The 16324-nt window shown below is 69.1% G+C and carries 14 protein-coding genes; 11 read left to right on the forward strand and 3 right to left on the reverse strand.

Going from position 1 to position 16324, the window contains the following annotated elements:
• Positions 1-189: 189 nt before the first annotated feature.
• Positions 190-3735 (reverse strand): DNA polymerase III subunit alpha, encoded by a 3546-nt coding sequence (gene dnaE / locus ACFP3H_RS12740; RefSeq protein WP_378604508.1) that lies wholly within the window; start codon positions 3733-3735, stop codon positions 190-192.
• Between the two features lie 197 nt (positions 3736-3932).
• On the opposite strand from dnaE, the gene ACFP3H_RS12745 reads away from it, so the two are divergent.
• The 8 genes from ACFP3H_RS12745 (at position 3933) to ACFP3H_RS12780 (ending at position 13191) form a co-directional block, all read left to right on the forward strand.
• Positions 3933-5108, forward strand: a complete 1176-nt coding sequence (locus tag ACFP3H_RS12745; protein WP_378604511.1) for a sensor histidine kinase — start codon at positions 3933-3935, stop codon at positions 5106-5108.
• 75 nt (positions 5109-5183) lie between these two features.
• A complete protein-coding gene (locus ACFP3H_RS12750) occupies positions 5184-5984 on the forward strand; it encodes a LytR/AlgR family response regulator transcription factor (protein ID WP_378604514.1) in 801 nt (266 codons plus the stop codon).
• Positions 5985-6147: 163 nt separating this feature from the next.
• Complete coding sequence (locus ACFP3H_RS12755; protein WP_378604517.1) at positions 6148-6513, forward strand: hypothetical protein; 366 nt, start codon at positions 6148-6150, stop codon at positions 6511-6513.
• Positions 6514-6677: 164 nt separating this feature from the next.
• Complete coding sequence (locus ACFP3H_RS12760) at positions 6678-8417, forward strand: sodium/solute symporter (protein WP_378604520.1); 1740 nt, start codon at positions 6678-6680, stop codon at positions 8415-8417.
• A 129-nt stretch (positions 8418-8546) separates the two neighbouring features.
• Positions 8547-8900 carry a DUF485 domain-containing protein gene (locus tag ACFP3H_RS12765; protein ID WP_378604523.1) on the forward strand — a complete coding sequence of 118 codons (354 nt, stop codon included), beginning with the start codon at positions 8547-8549 and terminating at the stop codon, positions 8898-8900.
• Positions 8897-10531: a solute symporter family protein gene (locus ACFP3H_RS12770; RefSeq protein ID WP_378604526.1), complete on the forward strand. Its 1635-nt coding sequence runs from the start codon at positions 8897-8899 to the stop codon at positions 10529-10531. Before ACFP3H_RS12765 ends, ACFP3H_RS12770 begins: the two co-directional genes overlap by 4 nt.
• Before the next feature lie 75 nt (positions 10532-10606).
• A complete protein-coding gene (gene acs, locus ACFP3H_RS12775) occupies positions 10607-12511 on the forward strand; it encodes an acetate--CoA ligase (RefSeq protein WP_378604529.1) in 1905 nt (634 codons plus the stop codon).
• Positions 12512-12570: 59 nt separating this feature from the next.
• On the forward strand, positions 12571-13191 hold the full coding sequence (locus ACFP3H_RS12780) for an LON peptidase substrate-binding domain-containing protein (protein ID WP_378604768.1): 621 nt from the start codon (positions 12571-12573) through the stop codon (positions 13189-13191).
• A gap of 27 nt (positions 13192-13218) precedes the next feature.
• Here ACFP3H_RS12780 and ACFP3H_RS12785 read toward each other — a convergent pair whose 3' ends face one another.
• Entirely contained in the window at positions 13219-14196 is a 978-nt protein-coding gene (locus tag ACFP3H_RS12785; protein ID WP_378604532.1) for an NAD(P)-dependent alcohol dehydrogenase, read from the reverse strand.
• Positions 14197-14318: 122 nt separating this feature from the next.
• Positions 14319-14660 carry a Fic family protein gene (locus ACFP3H_RS12790; protein ID WP_378604535.1) on the reverse strand — a complete coding sequence of 114 codons (342 nt, stop codon included), beginning with the start codon at positions 14658-14660 and terminating at the stop codon, positions 14319-14321.
• Here ACFP3H_RS12790 and ACFP3H_RS12795 point away from each other — a divergent pair.
• The 3 genes from ACFP3H_RS12795 to ACFP3H_RS12805 are packed head-to-tail and all read left to right on the forward strand — an operon-like array spanning position 14654 to position 16297.
• Entirely contained in the window at positions 14654-15313 is a 660-nt protein-coding gene (locus ACFP3H_RS12795) for a hypothetical protein (RefSeq protein ID WP_378604538.1), read from the forward strand. The genes ACFP3H_RS12790 and ACFP3H_RS12795 overlap by 7 nt on opposite strands.
• Positions 15303-15857 carry a DUF6529 family protein gene (locus tag ACFP3H_RS12800; protein WP_378604541.1) on the forward strand — a complete coding sequence of 185 codons (555 nt, stop codon included), beginning with the start codon at positions 15303-15305 and terminating at the stop codon, positions 15855-15857. Before ACFP3H_RS12795 ends, ACFP3H_RS12800 begins: the two co-directional genes overlap by 11 nt.
• Positions 15858-15871: 14 nt before the next feature.
• Positions 15872-16297, forward strand: coding sequence for a QcrA and Rieske domain-containing protein (locus ACFP3H_RS12805; protein ID WP_378604544.1), 426 nt, complete (start codon positions 15872-15874; stop codon positions 16295-16297).
• The last annotated feature ends 27 nt before the right edge of the window (positions 16298-16324 follow it).

The following is a 16324-nucleotide window of genomic DNA, read 5'->3' on the forward strand; positions in this document are numbered from 1 at the left end:
CGCCACGCTGTGAGCGACCACCGACCGTCGGGCGACGGCACGCGCGTCAGCTCCGCCGACACCGCCCATTCGCGAGGCGGTCGACACGGCTACGTGCTACGGCCGCACGCCGCACCGGCCCGTTCCCGGGCAGCCGACACACGCCGGAGCGGTTCCGGCGCCACGAGGTGATCGGGCGCCGGTGCCGGATCAGCCGAGGCAGCCGGGGCCGAGCAGGGCTTTCAGGTCGCCCATCAGGGCCGAGGAGGGGGTGACCCGCCAGGCGTCGTCGAGTTTGAGCATGGTGGTCTTCTCGCGGGCGCCGACGTGGCGGATGTGAACGTCGGAGGTGCCCTGGTGACGGGAGAGCACCTTCTTGAGTTCGCCGATCTTGTCGGGGGTGCACATGCGCGTGGTCATCACCACCGACACCGGCTTGGCCACGCCGATGGCCGAGAGGTCCGGCACCACCAGGTCGTTGGCGATCAGGGAGATGCGGTCGTCGCGGACGGAGACCCTGGCCTTGACCAGCACCACCGCGTCCTCGACCACGTCCATGCCGTACACCGAGTACGACTGCGGGAAGAACAGCACCTCCACGCCGCCGGTGAGGTCCTCGAGCTGCGCCGAGGCCCAGGCCAGCCCGTTCTTGTTGATGCGGCGGTTCACCGAGGCGAGGATGCCGCCGATGGTCACCTGCGCGCCGTCCTTGACGTCGCCTTCGAGGATGGCCGGGATCGGGGTGTCGACCTGGGCGGCCAGCACGTGCTCCACGCCGTTGAGCGGATGCCCGGACACGTAGAGCCCCAACATCTCTCGTTCCAGCGCCAGCTTGTGCTTGGTCTCCCACTCGTCGTCGGGGACCTTCACGTTGAACACCGAGGCCATCGACTCGTCGTCGTCACCGAGGCCGCCGAACAGGTCGAACTGGCCGATCGCCTCGGCCTTCTTGGTCGACATCACCGCGTCGATCGCGTCGGAGTGGATCAGCAGCAGGCCCTTGCGCGGGTGGCCGAGGGAATCGAAACCGCCTGCCTTGATGAGGGATTCGGTGACCTTCTTGGAGCAGGCGATCGCGTCGATCTTGTTCAGGTAGTCGGAGAAGTCGGTGAACTTCGACTTCTCCTTACGCGCGGCGATGATCGAGGCCACCACGTTGGTGCCGACGTTGCGGACCGCGCCGAGGCCGAAGCGGATATCGGTGCCGACCGAGGCGAAGTTGAGTTCGGACTCGTTGACATCGGGCGGCAGCACCGTGATGCCCATCTTGCGGCAGTCCGACAGGTAGATCGCGGCCTTGTCCTTGTCGTCACCGACGGAGGTGAGCAGACCGGCCATGTACTCGGCCGGATAGTTGGCCTTGAGGTAGGCGGTCCAGAAGGAGACCAGGCCGTAGCCGGCGGCGTGCGATTTGTTGAACGCGTAACCGGCGAACGGGAGAATCGTGTCCCACAGCGCCTTGATGGCCGGTTCGGAGAAGTCGTTGGCGAGCATGCCGTCGCGGAAGCCCGCGTAGGCCTCCTCCAGCACCGACAGCTTCTTCTTACCCATGGCGCGGCGCAGGATGTCGGCCTGGCCCAGCGAGTACCCGGCCACCTTCTGCGCGATCTGCATGATCTGTTCCTGATAGACGATCAGGCCGAAGGTGTCGGCCAGGATCTCCTTCAGTGGCTCTTCGAGCTCGGGGTGGATCGGTTTGACCTCTTGGCGCCCGTTCTTGCGGTCGGCGTAGTCGTTGTGGGCGTTCATGCCCATCGGACCGGGGCGATACAGCGCCAGCACCGCGACGATGTCGCCGAAGCCGGTGGGCTGCATGCGGCGCAGCAGATCGCGCATGGCGCCGCCGTCGAGCTGGAACACGCCAAGGGTGTCGCCGCGGGCGAGCAGTTCGTAGGTGGCCGGGTCGTCGAGCGGCAGGTGATCCATGTCCAGATCGATGCCGCGGTTGGCCTTGATGTTCTCCAGGGCGTCACCGATGACGGTGAGGTTGCGCAGGCCAAGGAAGTCCATCTTGAGCAGGCCGATGGCCTCACACGAGGGGTAGTCCCAGCCGGTGATGATCGCGCCGTCCTGTGCGCGCTTCCACACCGGGATCGCGTCGGTGAGCGGTTCCGAGGACATGATGACCGCGCAGGCGTGCACGCCCGCGTTGCGGATCAGGCCCTCGAGGCCGCGCGCCGTCTCGTAGATCTTGGCGACATCGGGGTTCGAGGCGATGAGATCGCGGACCTCGGTGGCTTCCTTGTACCGCTCGTGATCGGGATCGGTGATGCCCGCCACCGAGATGTCCTTGGCCATGATCGGCGGCGGCAGCGCCTTGGTGATCTGGTCGGCGATGGCGAAACCGGGCTGGCCGAACAGCACTCGCGCGGAGTCCTTGATCGCGGCCTTGGTCTTGATGGTGCCGAAGGTGATCACCTGGGCGACACGGTCGCTGCCCCACTTCTCGGTGGCGTAGCGGACCATCTCACCGCGGCGGCGATCGTCGAAGTCGATATCGATATCGGGCATCGACACGCGCTCGGGGTTGAGGAATCGCTCGAACAGCAGCCCGTAGGGAATCGGGTCGATATTGGTGATGCCCATGGCGTAGGCGACCAGCGAACCGGCGGCCGAACCACGGCCGGGGCCGACGCGGATGCCGACTTCCAGCGCGTGCTTGATCAGGTCGCCGACGACGAGGAAGTAGGCGGGGAACCCCATGTCGCAGATGACTTTGAGTTCGAAATCGGCGCGGTCGAGGTACTCGCGCGAGGGACCGTCCGGGAAGCGGCGGTCCAGCCCGTCGAGGACTTCCTTGCGCAGCCAGGTGGCCTGGGTGTGGCCCTCGGGCACCGGGAAGACCGGCATCCGGTCGCGGTGTTCCCAGACATCGTCGTAGGGCTGCACGCGCTCGCCGATGACCTCGGTGTTGTCGCAGGCGCCGGGGATCTCGGCGTCCCAGATGGCGCGCATCTCGGCGGCGGACTTGAGGTAGTAGCCGTCACCATCGAACTTGAAGCGGGTGGGGTCGGACAGCGTCTTGCCGGTCTGAATGCACAGCAGCGCTTCGTGATTGACCGACTGGTCCTTGGTGACGTAGTGGCAGTCGTTGGTGGCGATCGGCGGGATGCCGAGCTGCTTGCTGATGTCGATCAGGCCCTCGCGGACCCGGCGCTCGATGGACAGACCGTGGTCCATCACCTCGAGGAAGAAATTGTCGGCGCCGAAGATCTCCTGCCACTTCGCGGCGGCCTCGAGGGCTTCGCGATCGTGGCCCAGACGCAGGCGGGTCTGTACCTCACCCGAGGGGCAGCCGGTGGTGGCGATGATGCCCTCGGCGTGCTGGGCGATGATCTCCTCGTCCATGCGCGCCCACTTGCCCAGCTGGCCCTCGATCGAGGCCAGGCTCGACAGCTTGAACAGGTTGCGCAGGCCGGTCGCGTTCTCGGCGACCATGGTCATGTGGGTGTAGGCACCCGAGCCGGAGACATCGTCGCCCTTCTGACCCGGATCGCCCCACTTGACGCGCTTGGTGTCGAAGCGCGAGCCCGGCGCGATGTAGGCCTCGATGCCGATGATCGGCTTGATGCCGGCCTTCTTGGCACTGTTGTAGAACTCCGAGGCGCCGTACATATTGCCGTGGTCGGTCATGCCGACCGCGGTCATCCCCAACCGCTCCGCCTCCGCGAACAGCGGCGAGATCTTGGCCGCACCGTCGAGCATGGAGTACTCGGTGTGGTTGTGCAGGTGAACGAACGATCCGGACGGAGCCAAGACGGTCCTTCCTCCCAGGGAGTCGGCGGGGGTAGCCCTGGCATTCTAGGCACGTGGGTCCGACAGGTTTCACCGTCGCGTCCGGCCGCTCCGCCCCTGCCTGGCCGGGGTCCGGCGTGTCGTGGTCAAGGTCACCGGCGAGTCCTCGGAAAACGGTCCGGTCATAATCGGTGCGTGCGCGCGGACCGGAAATTCTGATGACCACGTTCGTCGTGGCCGGGGCCGCGGTCGTCGTGCTGGCGGGTGTCGTCGCACTGATCTGGCGGCGCACGCAACGGGTGGTCACCACGCCCGCCCAGCGGGCGGTGCATCAGGCGCTGCACACCGCGTCGCTGGCGGCGGTGCCGTTGCGGCGCGGGTTGACCGCGGAGTCCGCGCGGGAGGCGGCCCCGCACCTGCGGGCGCTCGCGGGGGCCGAGGCGTTGGGGGTGGCCGATGCCGACGGGACGCTGTTGGCGTGGGAGGGGCCGCACGCGGGCATGATCGAATCGTTCGCCGAGGCGGCGCGAGGGGCGATCGCCGACGAGCGGGCGGTTCTGGTGTCCGGTGTCGAGTACACGCTGATCGCTCAGCCGCTGTCGATCGACACCGGGGCGGTCGTGGGCGCGCTGGGGATGGTGACGGCGGGCAAGCCCGGTCCCGGCATGCTCGGGGCCGCGGCGGAGGTGGCTCGGTACGCGTGCGGGCAGTTGGAGCTCGCGGAGTTGGACGCGTCGCGGGCGCGGGTGGATCGGGCCGAGTTGCGGGCGTTGCGAGCGCAGATCAGTCCGCATTTCATCTACAACGCGCTCAATACGATCGCCTCGTTCGTGCGGACCGATCCCGATCGGGCCCGTGAGTTGATTCTCGAGTTCGCCGATTTCACGCGGTACTCGTTCCGGGCCGCGGGCGAATTCACCGTGCTCGCGGACGAATTGCGCAATATCGAGCGGTACCTGGCGCTCGAGCAGGCTCGGTTCGGGGATGCCCTGGACGTGCGGCTGCGCATCGCGCCGGAGGTGCTGGGGGTGGTGTTGCCGTTTCTGGCCTTGCAGCCGCTGGTCGAGAACGCGGTGCGGCACGGACTCGCGGGCGGCGGGCGCGGTGGGCAGCTCGGCATCGTCGCGACCGACGAGGGAACCGACTGCCTGATCAGCGTCGAGGACGACGGCATCGGGATGGACCCCGAGATCCTGCGTTCAGGGGCCCTCGACGCCGTCGACACCGGGTCGGGGCGGACGGGCGAGGCCGCGCACGTGGGGTTGGCCAATGTCGACGACCGGCTGCGCGCGGCGTTCGGCAACGACTACGGGCTGGTGGTGGAGACGGCGCCGGGCGCGGGAACCAAGGTCAGCATGCGGATACCGAAGTTCCGGGCCGGCGTCCGCGCTTGATGTGAACCGGTGTTCGCCGTCGGGAGCGACGAACCCGACCCCGTGCCGCGGCACCCCGGTTACGATGACCTGGCTGTGACCTGGAACACCGATGAAGCCCCGACCGCGCTGCGCGTCCTCGCCGTCGACGACGAGAAACCGGCGCTCGACGAACTCGCCTACCTGCTGAGCACCCAGACCGGCGTGGGTGAGATCCACCGGGCGGGCGAGGCGACCGGCGCGCTGCGGTTGTTACGGGCGCATCCGATCGACGCGGTGTTCCTCGATATCGATATGCCCGGCCTCACCGGGATGGAGTTGGCGGGCATTCTCTCGGAATTCGCCGAGCCGCCCGCGGTCGTGTTCGTCACCGCCCACGACGATCACGCGGTGGCGGCGTTCGATCTGGGCGCGGTGGACTACCTGCTCAAACCGTTGCGCGTGGCCCGGCTGGCCGAGGCGGTGCGGCGCATTCTCACCGCCCGGTCCGCGCCGATCCCCGCCGCGCCTGCACCGGAACCGGCCGACCCCAGCGAGGTGATCCCGGTGGAACTGGGCGGGGTCACGACGCTGGTCCACCGCGCCGATGTCGCCTGGGTCGAGGCCGACGGTGATTACGCCCGGCTGCACACCCGCACCGGCTCGCACCTGGTGCGCATTCCGCTCTCGGCGCTCGAATCCCGGTGGGAGGACGCGGGTTTCCTGCGGGTGCACCGGTCCTATCTGGTGGCGTTGCGGCTGGTCACCGGGTTGCGCAGCACGGGATCGGGCACCGTGGTGTGCCTGCGCGCCGAGGGCACGACCGGCGCGGTGGAGCTGCCGGTGAGCAGACGGCAGGTGCGCGAGCTCAAGCAGCGGCTCGTGCACGGGCCCCGACAGAACTGGTCACAACGGTGAGCAGCCGGTTCCCGACCTGGGCGCGGAGGGTGCGAGGGCAGGGGCACAGCGGTGACCGGACGGTTCCCGACCCGGACGCAGACGGTGCGAGGGCAGGGCGCACAGCGGTGACCGGACGGTTTCCGACCCGGGTGCGGACGGTGCGAGAGCAGGGGGCACCGCGGTGACCGGCCCGCAGCGACCGCCGCGGGAGCGGGTCGTGCTCGCGCAGCGGCGTGGCGCGCGGCAGGTTCGGACCCGGACCGAGGTGGTCGAGCAGACCGATCTCGGTGCCGCGCTCATCGGTGGTCTGATTCGGGCGCAGTTGGGGTTGGCGTTGCGGTTGGCGCTGGTGACGGTGGCCGGGTTCGGGGCGCTGCCCTTGCTGTTCGGTGTCGACGTGATCGCCGAGGCGACGGTGTTCGGGGTGCGGCTGCCCTGGCTGATTCTCGGGGTCCTCGCGTTTCCGGTGCTGTACGCGGTGGGCGCGGTCTATGTTCGCCTCGCCCAACGCAATGAGGACGATTTCCTCGACGTGGCCGGGGACTGAATGCTCGCGCATCCGAGGTTGCCTGCCCCGCGTCGGCCGGTGGACGGCGAGAACTCGGCGATCGGGGGCCGCAGTCGGGCCACTGGCACCGACCGCCGAAACACGAGCGGGGTGCACCTCGTGACCACAGATGGTGCGGGCGCGGTCGGCTCGCCGGTGCGCCGATGATCCTCACCGTCACCGCCCTGGCCCTCGCGGCGCTGGCGACCATCGGCATCGGGTTCTACGGAGTTCGACTCTCGCGCACCACTTCCGACTTCCTCGTCGCGTCCCGCACGGTCGGCTCGCGGTGGAACGCGGCGGCGATCTCGGGCGAATATCTCTCCGCCGCTTCGTTTCTCGGTGTCGCCGGCCTGATCGCGAAATACGGCGCCGACGCACTGTGGTATCCGGTGGGATTCACAGCGGGCTATCTGGGCCTGCTGATGTTCGTCGCCGCGCCACTGCGCCGATCCGGTGCCTACACCGTGCCCGACTTCGCCGAATTCCGGCTCGGCTCGATTCGCCTGCGCCGCATGGCCGCCGGGCTCGTGGTGCTGGTGTGCGCGGTGTATCTGATCCCGCAGTTCCAGGGCGCCGGGCTCACCCTGCACATCCTGCTCGGGTTGCCCGCGTGGGTGGGCGCGGTCGCGGTGGGGGCGATCGTGCTGGTGAATGTGATCGGCGGCGGCATGCGGTCGGTGACCCTGGTGCAGGCGTTCCAGTACTGGCTGAAGCTGACGGCGGTGGCCGTGCCCGCCCTGGTCCTCGGACTGCATTTCCTCGCCGACGAACGCCCGGTCGGCGCACCCACGCCACCGACCGTCGACACCCGCACCACCGTCGACATCTCCACCGATGTGGTGGTGCACCTGGATGTTTCGCAGCAGGTCACGATCACCGGCACGCTCGACGGACGGCCCGTGGCGGGTCCGGTGGTGCTCGCCCCGGGCGACCACACCCTCGACGCGGGCACCGAGCTGATCCTGGCGCCGGGCTCGGCCGTGCCGGTGGTCGCGGGCGCACCCGCCGACGGGGCGAGTTGGGTGGCCCCCGGCGGCGGTTTCGGTGGACAACACCCCACGTACCAGGTGTTCTCGCTGATCGTGGCGACCTTCCTGGGCACCATGGGGTTGCCGCACGTGCTGGTCCGGTTCTACACCAACCGCGACGGCCCGTCCGCGCGTCGAACCGCGCTGACCGTGATCGGCCTGGTCGGCGTGTTCTACCTGTTCCCGATCCTGCTCGGCGTCTTCGCCCGCCTGTCCGTGCCGCAACTGCTGATCACCGGCGCCTCCGACGCGGCCGTCGTACTGCTGCCGCGCGCGGTGCTGGGTGGTCTCGGCGGGCAACTGCTGGCCGCGTTGGCGGCGGCCGGGGCGATCGCGGCGTTCCTGTCCACCTCCTCGGGGCTGCTGGTCAGTCTCGCGGGCGTGCTCAGTACCGATGTGCTGCGCGGGCGGATCCGGGATTTCCGGCTCGCCGCGCTGGTGGCCGGGCTCGTGCCGTTGACGCTGGCCGTCACCGTCACCTCGCTGGACCTCTCGCGCACCGTCGCCCTCGCGTTCTCGGTGGCCGCCTCGACGCTGTGTCCGCTGCTGGTGCTGGGGATCTGGTGGCGCGGGCTCACCGCGACCGGCGCGGCGGCCGGGATGCTCACCGGCGCGGTGATCGCCGGGGGCGCGACCGTGCTGGCAGTGCTCGGCGGGGTCTCCCCCGAGCTGGCCGGCGGCTGGGCCGATGCGATCGTCGACTATCCGGGCGCGGTCAGCGTGCCGCTGGCATTCGCGGTGACGATCCTGGTCAGCCTGGCGACCCAGGGCCAGGATTCGCGGGTGCTGGCGGGGATCTTCGTGCGGATGCACGCCCCCGAACGACTCGGTCTGAGCGCCGACCGCGACCCCGATATCTCAGGGCGCCGTTGACCGTTCGTCGCAGCACAGCGACCGCTCACCGCACCGTCGACCACCTTCACCGAGTGACCCACACCACACCCACTCCGGCGACCTACCGTCAGCTCCACGCACGAACCCCTCCACGCTAGGACGACCGGTATGACCGACACCGACACCGCGCAGGCGCCGGACCCCCGAACACCCACCGCCGACGAATGGCTCGAGGTGCAGGCGAGTCCGCAGTTCCAGGACCTGCGAAACCGACTGCGCCGCTTCATCTTCCCCATGACCGCACTGTTTCTGGTGTGGTATGTGAGCTACGTGGTGCTCGGCGCGTACGCGCACGACTTCATGGCGCACAAGGTCTTCGGCAATATCAACGTGGGCCTGCTGCTCGGACTCGGGCAGTTCGTCTCCACCTTCCTGATCACCGGGCTCTACGTCCGATTCGCCAACCGTGAGCTGGATCCGCGCGCCGCGGCCATCCGCGAGGAACTCGAGGGCCGGGCATGAGCACTCTCGCCGCATCGTCGACGGTGGGCAATCCCATCGCCAATATCGCCATCTTCCTGGTCTTCGTCGCGGTCACGATGGTCGTGGTGATCCGGGCCAGCCGCAACAACGCCAGTGCCGCCGACTATTTCACCGGCGGACGCGGGTTCTCGGGACCGCAGAACGGCATCGCCATCGCGGGTGACTACCTGTCGGCGGCCAGCTTCCTCGGCATCGCCGGCGCGATCGCCGTCTACGGCTACGACGGGTTCCTGTATTCGATCGGGTTCCTCGTCGCCTGGTTGGTCGCGCTGCTGCTGGTGGCCGAAATGCTGCGCAACACCGGCAAATTCACGATGGCCGATGTGCTCAGCTTCCGGTTGAAGGAGGGCCCGGTGCGCACGGCGGCCGCGCTGACCACGCTGACCGTGTCGCTGTTCTACCTGCTCGCGCAGATGGCGGGCGCGGGTGGTCTGGTGGCGCTGCTGCTCGACATCTCCAGTCGCGCGGGGCAATCCGTGGTCATCGCGGCGGTCGGTGTGCTGATGATCGTGTACGTGCTCGTCGGCGGCATGAAGGGCACCACCTGGGTGCAGATCATCAAGGCGGTGCTGCTGATCGCGGGCGCGGGCCTGATGACGGTGCTGGTGTTGGCCAAGTACGGGTTCAACTTCTCCGACATCCTCGGCGCCGCACAGGAATCGGTGAGCGAATCCACCAGCAAGGCCGTCGCCGCCCGCGACGTACTCGCACCCGGCGCCCAGTACGGCGGCAGCGAGATGTCGAAGCTGAACTTCCTCTCGCTCGGCCTGGCACTGGTACTCGGCACCGCGGGTCTGCCGCACGTGCTCATGCGGTTCTACACCGTGCCGACCGCGAAAGAGGCGCGCCGCTCGGTGGTCTGGGCGATCGGCCTGATCGGCTCGTTCTACCTGTTCACCCTGGTGCTCGGCTACGGCGCCGCCGCCATCGTCGGCCCGGACAAGATCCTCGCCGCGGCAGGCGGCCAGAACTCGGCGGCGCCGCTGCTGGCGTTCGAACTGGGCGGGGTGATCCTGCTCGGGGTGATCTCGGCGGTCGCGTTCGCCACGATCCTGGCGGTCGTGGCCGGGCTCACCATCACCGCCTCGGCGTCGTTCGCCCACGACATCTACGCCAGCGTGCTCAAGAAGGGCAAGGTGGAGGAGCACAAGCAGGTGCGGGTCTCGCGGATCACCGCGGTGGTGATCGGCGTGCTGGCGATCGGGCTCGGCATCCTCGCCAACGGGCAGAACATCGCGTTCCTGGTGGCGCTGGCCTTCGCGGTCGCCGCGGCGGCGAACCTGCCGACGATCCTGTACTCGCTGTTCTGGCGACGGTTCAACACCACCGGCGCGCTGTGGTCGATGTACGGCGGGCTGATCTCCACGATCGTGCTCATCGTGTTCTCGCCCGCGGTCTCGGGGTCCAAGACCGCCATGATCAGCGGGGCCGATTTCGACTACTTCCCGCTGTCGAACCCGGGCATCGTGTCGATTCCGTTGGCGTTCGCGCTCGGCGTGGTCGGGACGTTCCTCGGCGGGCGTGGCGAGCAGGTCGATCGGGCCAAGGCCGCGGAGATGGAAGTGCGGTCGCTGACCGGCGTCGGTGCGGAGAAGGCGATCTCGCACTGACGCCACCCTCGCCCGTGCCGGTGGTCCGCCACCGGCACGGGCTGTCCCCCCAGGCTTTTCGAAGGAGAGTTCACTGTGACCAGCCACCCGCCCGCCCCGGAGTTCGCCGCACAGGCCAATGCCGACGCGACGCTGTACGAGCGCGCGCGCACCGACCGGGAGGGTTTCTGGGCCGAGCAGGCCGCCCGACTGCACTGGCACAAGCCCTTCACCGAGGTGCTGGACTGGTCGGACGCCCCGGTGGCGCGGTGGTTCGGCGACGGGGAACTCAATGTCGCCTACAACTGCCTGGACCGGCACGTCCTGGCCGGGCACGGCGACCAGGTCGCGATCCACTGGGAGGGTGAGCCCGGCGACTCGCGCGCCATCACCTACAGCGAACTGCTCGACGAAACATGCCGGGCGGCCAATACTTTCACCCGACTCGGGCTCGTCGCCGGTGATCGGGTGGCCATCTACATGCCGATGGTGCCCGAGGCGATCGTGACCATGCTGGCGTGCGCGCGGCTGGGGCTCACGCACTCGGTGGTGTTCGCCGGGTTCTCCCCCACCGCGCTGCGGCAGCGGGTCGACGACGCGGCGGCGCGGTTGATCGTGACCACCGACGGGCAGTGGCGGCGGGGCAAACCGGCGGCGTTGAAGTACGCGGTCGACGAGGCGCTCGGCTCGGACCGGTCGAGTGTGGAGCACGTGCTGGTGGTGCGCCGGGTCGGGCTCGAGGTGCCATGGACCGAAGTTCGCGACCTGTGGTGGGACGAAACCGTTTCTGTCGCTTCGCCGTCGCACGAGGCAGAGGGTTTTCCGGCCGAGCATCCGCTGTTCATCCTCTACACCTCCGGGACCACCGGGAAGCCGAAGGGGATTCTGCACACGACCGGCGGTTACCTCACCCAGACCGCCTACACCCACCACACTGTCTTCGATCATCGAGCGGGACAGGATGTTTACTGGTGCACCGCCGATATCGGGTGGGTGACCGGGCACAGCTACATCGTCTATGGGCCGCTGGCCAATCGCGCCACGCAGGTCGTCTACGAGGGAACGCCGAACTTCCCCACCGAGCACCGGCACTTCGAGATCATCGAAAAGTACGGTGTCACCATCTATTACACGGCGCCGACCTTGATTCGCACGTTCATGAAGTGGGGGCGCGAGATCCCCGACGCGCACGATCTGAGCACGCTGCGGTTGCTCGGATCCGTGGGTGAGCCGATCAACCCCGAAGCCTGGCGCTGGTACCGGGAAGTGTTCGGCCGCAACGATATTCCGATCGTGGACACCTGGTGGCAGACCGAGACCGGCGCCATCATGATCTCGCCGCTGCCCGGGGTCACCGCGACCAAGCCCGGCGCGGCGATGGGTCCGCTGCCGGGGATCAGCGCCGAGGTGGTCGATGACGACGGCGTCGTGCTCGGGAACGGGGAAGCCGGACTGCTCGTGCTGGATCAGCCGTGGCCGTCGATGCTGCGCGGGATCTGGGGCGATATGGCGCGGTACCGCGAAACCTATTGGCAGCGTTTCGCTTCCGAGGGGTGGTACTTCGCCGGCGATGGAGCCAAGCGCGATGCCGACGGTGATCTGTGGATTCTGGGGCGCGTCGACGACGTGATGAATGTGTCCGGGCATCGGATCTCGACCGCGGAGGTGGAGTCCGCGCTGGTCGGGCATCCGGCGGTGGCCGAGGCGGCGGTGGTCGGCGCGTCGGACGAGACCACCGGACAGGGGATCGTCGCGTTCGTCATCCTCACCGGATCGGCGGGGGCCACCGCGGATCTCGTCGCCGAATTGCAGGCGGCGGTGTCGCTCGAGATCAGTCCGATCGCCCGGCCGCGCGAAATCCACCTCGTACCCGAGCTGCCCAAGACCCGCAGCGGCAAGATCATGCGGCGCCTGCTGCGTGACGTGGCCGAGGGACGCGAGCTCGGCGACACCTCGACCCTGGTCGACCCGACCGTGTTCGCCGCCATCACCACCACGTGAGCGTGCCGCGTCGAGGTGGCGCGGGCCCGACCGGGCATGCTGGATCGGTGCAGATACCTATGTTTCCGCTGGGCGCGGTGCTGCTGCCCGGTGAGCCGCTGTCGTTGCAGATCTTCGAGCCGCGCTATGTGGCGCTGGTGCGGGACTGCATGGACGGGCGCCGCGAGCCGGAGTTCGGGGTGGTGCTGATCGAGCGCGGACACGAGGTGGGCGGCGGGGACGTGCGCACCGAGGTGGGGACGTTGGCCCGGATCACCGAGGTGATGGAACTGCCCGGCTCCCGGTTCCGGTTGCGCTGTCAGGGCACCGAACGCCTCCGCATCGACCGCTGGCTGCCCGACGCGCCCTACCCCCAGGCCGAGGCCGAACTCTGGCCCGACGGTGCCGCCGACGACGACACCGCCCAGCTGGCGACCCTGCGCGACCGTGCCGCCCGCCTGCACGACCTCACCGCCCAGTTCGCCCGCCGCAACGGTATTCGCCGCCCGCCGCCCTCGGCCTCGCTCGACGACCTGCCCACCGACCCCACCACCCGCTCGTTCGACCTGGCCGCCCGACTACCGCTGGGCCCCACCGACCGCCAGGCCGCCCTCACCGCCCCCGACTCCACCACCCGCCTGCACTGCCTCACCACCGCCCTCGACGACGCCATCGCCATGATGGAATTCCGGCTGCTCTGAGAGCGCGTGCGCGGCAGCCGGTTCCGGCTACTCGGCGACGGTGATCACGATCTTCGCCCTGGCATGGTGGGACTCCATGTAGTCGATGGCCGCGGCGGTCTCGGCCAGCGGATAGGCGCGGTCGATGACCGGACGGACATCACCGGACTCGATCAGCGCGCGCAGCTCGGTCAGCGCCGCCGCACTCTGCTGGGCCAGCGGAACACGGATCGTCGGTTTCACGAACGGTCGAGCCAGCTGGCCGCGCGCGAACAAACCGATCGGGCCGAACACGCTGCCACCGTCGTAGTTGCCGCCGCCGGACAGGACCAGGGTGCCGGTGGGTTCGACCAGGCCGAGCAGCTCGCGCAGGCTCCGCGCACCCGCCAGGTCGACAACGGTGTCGTAGCGGCCGGTCACGGTGTCGCGGGTGTAGTCGAACACGTGCTCGGCGCCGAGCGACCGGGCCGCCTCGACATTGCGGGTACTGCACACCGCGGTGACCTCGGCACCCCTGGCATGAGCGATCTGCACCGCGAACGTGCCGACCCCGCCGGAGGCGCCGATGATCAACACCCGCTGCCCGGCGTCGACGGAACGCAGCAGGGTCAGCGCGGTGTTGGCGGCCAGCGGCACCGCCGCCGCTTCGGCGAAGCTCAGATTCCTCGGCTTTCGGTCGAGCAGATCGCGCGGGACCGCGAGGTACTCCGCGAACGCGCCACTGACCGCCTCGCCGAACACCTCCTCACCCACCGCGACATCGGTGACGCCCTCCCCCACCGCCTCGACCGTCCCCGCGAAGTCGCCGCCCTGCACCGGATTCGCCGGCCCCGTACGCCGGAACAGCGACCGATCCATCCACCGCGCGATCTTCGGATCCCCGCGCATCAGATGCCAATCCCGCGCGTTCACCGACGCCGCGCGCACCCGAACCAGCACCTGCCCCGCCCCGGCCACCGGCCGCTCGACATCGGCCACCGCCAACATCGCCGATGACCCGTAAACCCGCTGCACAATCGCCTTCACCCCGACAACGCTAGGCGTGCCGACCACCCCCACACATCAGGGAATCCCCTGAGGTATCCCGGATTCCACACCCGATCGCGCGCGCATCCCGGTGCACGCTGCCCGGCCGTGCGCGCAACCGCCTACCCGCGCGGTACCGGCCGATGCGGCGAGCGCGTCACGTGCTCCGGGCTCGCCAGGCATCGCTCGAGCGCGCCGAAGGCATCGAACACCTCCGGCGCGGTGACCCGCTCGGACAGTCCGCGACGGCGCAACACGAGGTGAATCAGCACGCATCCCGCGCGGCCGTTGCCGTCGACGAAAGGGTGAATCGTCTCGAATCGCAGCCAAGCCTCGATAAGGCGGTGTCGGTCGGTCGGAAGAATTTCGGTTTCGGGTCGAACCGGGTGGGGGTGTGTGTCGTTGACAGGGCAGGAGGTGGTCGGCGGGAGGCGCGGCCGCGTGTGAGGAGACGATGATGACAAGAGTCGGGCCGTGGGTCACCCTGGCGGCGGTGGCGGTGTTGGGCGGCGGGTTGGTGGTCGTGAACATGTCGAAGGAGGATCCGGCGCCGGTGGCGGTCGAGACCGCCTCGGCGAGTGCGGCGGTCACACCCGGCGCGGTGGCGAGTACCGACCAAAGTGCCGCGCCCGCACCGGATTTCCCGGAGACGGCGGATTACGTGGGCACGATCGGGTTGGCCTCGGGCGGCACGATGACGGTGTCGATCACGGTCGAGGGTGACAGGGCGGTGGCCTATGCCTGCGACGGCGCGAAGGTCGAGAGCTGGTCGCAGGGTTCGGCCGAGGGCGGCGCGCTGCGGTTGACCGGGAAGAACGACGCGACGCTGGAGGGCCGCCTCGAGGGGCAGGCCGTGCAGGGGACGTTGGCGATCGGCGCGAAGCAGTGGGCGTTCACGGCCGAGCCGGTACAGGCGCCCGCCGGGCTCTACACCTACGAATCCGACGGCGTGCGCCAGAGCTGGATCGTCGACGACGGCGGACAGGTCACCGGCGTGCAGCGGGCGGCGAACGGAACCACTTCCGCCGCACCGGGACTCGGCACCGACGCGACCGCCACGATCGGTGGCGCGCGCGTGACCGCGACCAAGGTGAGCGGAGCCGATCATGTCGGCTGAGCAGCAGGCGGTGCGCGGCACCGCGCCCGCGGTGGCGTTCGCGATCCTGGTCGGGGTCTCGGTGACGGTGCTGCTCGGCGTGTACGGCAAGGTGCACGATCCGCGCTTCTTCTCCGTCAACGTGGCCGGATTCTCCAGCCCGGTCGCGGTGAAGGCCTGGCTCGGCACGGTGGCGTTCGTTCTCGCGGTGAGCCAGGTGATCTCGGCGATGATCATGTACGGCAAGCTCGGGCCCAGCGCGCCCGCGTGGATCGGCACCGTGCACGCGTGGTCGGGACGGTTGGCCGTACTGGCGAGCGTGCCGGTGGCGGTGCACTGCCTCTACGCGCTCGGTTTCCAGGACGGCACCGCGCGGGTGTTCGCGCATTCGCTGTTCGGCTGCTTCTTCTACGGCGTGTTCGTCACCAAGATGCTGTTGCTCACCCGAAAGGGCCTGCCGGGCTGGGTCATTCCGGTCGCGGGCGGACTCACCTTCACCGGCCTGACCGGCCTGTGGCTCACCTCGTCGCTCTGGTTCTTCCAGAACAACGGCCTCACCTTCTGAACGGAGAACGACCGATGACCATCAACGAATTCTCGCTGAACCGTCGCACCGTCGTGGTCGGTGCGGGCGCCTTGGCCGCGGCCGCGACGCTGAGCGCGTGCACCACCTACGGCAAGGAGGACCCGGCACCGGCCGCCCCGGCGCCGCAACCGGGGGCGGCCGCCGAGGCATTGGCCAAGACCGCGGATGTTCCGGTGGGCGGCGGGGTGATCGTCGGCGACACCGTGGTCACCCAGCCGACCGCGGGCACCTTCGTCGGCCTGTCGGCGACCTGCACGCACGCCGGCTGCAAGGTCGCCACGGTGGCCAAGGGCACGATCAACTGCCCCTGCCACGGCAGCCGGTTCGGGCTCGACGGCGCGGTGCAGAGCGGACCGGCCAACAAGCCACTCGCCGCGAAACCCGTTCGTGTCGAAGGCGACTCGATCGTCGCCGCCTGAGCTGTCGAAGCGCCGCCACGCGCCGAT

Origin of the sequence: Nocardia lasii (assembly GCF_042658545.1) — a bacterium.
Classification (GTDB): domain Bacteria; phylum Actinomycetota; class Actinomycetes; order Mycobacteriales; family Mycobacteriaceae; genus Nocardia; species Nocardia lasii.